This is a genomic window from uncultured Amaricoccus sp. (assembly GCF_937858865.1).
GTDB lineage: Bacteria > Pseudomonadota > Alphaproteobacteria > Rhodobacterales > Rhodobacteraceae > Amaricoccus.
The window spans coordinates 1-1,867 of sequence record NZ_CALLYO010000323.1; the positions used below are offsets into that span (position 1 = coordinate 1).

Sequence of the window (1,867 nt, forward strand, 5' to 3'; positions counted from 1 at the left end):
GCGGACTGGAATGCGGCCGGAAAGGGGCTGGAAAGCGGCCATACGATTTGCGGTCGTGACCAGAGGTTAATCAGGCGCTCGGGGCGGCGGAGGGCAGGCGCAGCCGGGCGGAGAGTTCCTCCCAGGCGCGGTTGATCTGGGCGAGGCGGGCGTTGCCGAGGTTCACCGTCTCGGGCGGCAGGCCGCGGGCGATCATCTTGTCCGGGTGGTGGGCGCGGACGAGCTCGCGCCAGCGGGCGCGGGCGGTGGCGAAGTCGGCGTCGCGCGGGAGGCCGAGGACGGCCCAGGGGTCCTGGCGGCGGCCCTCGAGGTGGCGGGCCTCGATGGCGTCGAAGGCGTCGGGCGCCACGCCGAAGCGGCGGGCGACCTCGTTCAGGAAGTCCTCCTCGCCCTCGTGGTAGCGGCCGTCGGCGAGGGCGACGTGGAAGAGGCCCTCGAGGATGTCCTCGAGCACGCGCGGCCGGCCGCGGAACATGGCGGCGATCTTCGTGGCGTAGGCCTCGAAGCCGGCGACGTCCTCGCGGGCGAGGTTGAAGACGCGGGCGGCCGCGGCCTCGTCCTTCTGGGCGATGTGGAAGACCTCGCGGAAGGCGGCGACCTCGGCGGGGCGGACGAGGCCGTCGGCCTTGGCCATCTTGGCGCCGAGGCTGAGGATGGCGATGGTGAAGGCGACGCTCTCCTCCGGCGGCCGCCGGCGCTCGAAGAGGGCGAGCAGGCTCTCGCCGCGGGCGACGATCGCCGAGATGGCGTCGGTGATGCGGGTCCAGATCGACATCGACGAGAGAGTAGCAGCGGGGCGGGAGGGGCACAAAAGCGAAAAGTGCCACGGGCGGGCCGGGGAGGTGCTTTTGTCCTGCGTTAACAGCGAGGTGGAGGATGCGCAGGGTATGCGCGATCCGGGGCGGGCTGCCTACTTGCCGAAGACGACGGTTCGGGTGCCGCAGAGCAGGACGCGGCGCTCGAGGTGGAGCTTGACGGCGCGGGCGAGGACGCGGGATTCGGTGTCGCGGCCGATGGCGACGAGGTCCTCGGCGGTGTCGGCGTGGCTGATGCGGGCGACGTCCTGCTCGATGATCGGGCCCTCGTCGAGGTCGCTCGTCACATAGTGGCTGGTGGCGCCGATGAGCTTCACGCCGCGCTGCCAGGCCTGCCGGTAGGGGTTCGCGCCCTTGAAGGCGGGCAGGAACGAGTGGTGGATGTTGATGGCGCGGCCGGAGAGGCGGCGCGAGAGGTCGTCGGAGAGGACCTGCATGTAGCGGGCGAGGACGACGAGATCGGCGCCGGTCTCCTCGACGAGGGCGAGGAGTGCGGCCTCCTGCTGCGGCTTGGTGTCGGGGGTCACCGGCAGGTGGACGAAGCGGATGCCCTCGGCCTCGGCGATGCGGCGGGCGTCGGCGTGGTTCGAGACGATGGCGGCCACCTCGGCGGAGAGCCAGCCGACGCGGATCTGGTAGAGCAGGTGCAGGAGCGCGTGGTCGAACCTCGAGACCATGGCGACGATGCGGGGCGGGCGCGCGGCGTCGGCGACCTGGAGGTCGAGGCCGAGCCTCTCGACGGTCGGGGCGAGGGCCTCTTCGACGGCCGGGACGGTCAGTCCCTCCGGGCCGAGGAAGGCGAGGCGCAGGAAGAAGCGGTCGGTCGGCCGGTCCCAGTGCTGGTTGGTCTCGGCGATGTTGCCGCCGAGGCCGGCGATGGCGGTGGCGACGCCGGCGATGATCCCCGGGCGCGGGGCGCTCGTCAGGGTGACGATGAAGGAGGTCTCGGGCACGTCAGCACTCCGGGAGGTTGACGGCGAGGCCGCCGGTCGAGGTTTCCTTGTACTTCACGCTCATGTCGCGGCCGGTCTGGCGCATGGTCTCGATGCAGG

Annotated in this window: 3 protein-coding genes; all 3 read right to left on the minus strand. The window is 71.8% G+C overall.

Going from position 1 to position 1,867, the window contains the following annotated elements; translation table 11 throughout:
• Positions 1-70: 70 nt before the first annotated feature.
• Positions 71-775: a molecular chaperone DjiA gene (locus Q0112_RS09135; RefSeq protein WP_297974248.1), complete on the minus strand. Its 705-nt coding sequence runs from the start codon at positions 773-775 to the stop codon at positions 71-73.
• A 135-nt stretch (positions 776-910) separates the two neighbouring features.
• Entirely contained in the window at positions 911-1,768 is an 858-nt protein-coding gene (purU, locus tag Q0112_RS09140) for a formyltetrahydrofolate deformylase (RefSeq protein ID WP_297974251.1), read from the minus strand.
• 1 nt (position 1,769) lies between these two features.
• Positions 1,770-1,867 (minus strand): L-serine ammonia-lyase, iron-sulfur-dependent, subunit alpha (locus Q0112_RS09145; protein WP_297974254.1); only part of this gene is annotated, 98 nt, incomplete at its 5' end.

Bases quoted from the DNA above. Each gene is read 5' to 3' on its own strand.
- Q0112_RS09135 (WP_297974248.1), bottom strand. From the start codon at position 775: ATGTCGATCTGGACCCGCATCACCGACGCCATCTCGGCGATCGTCGCC.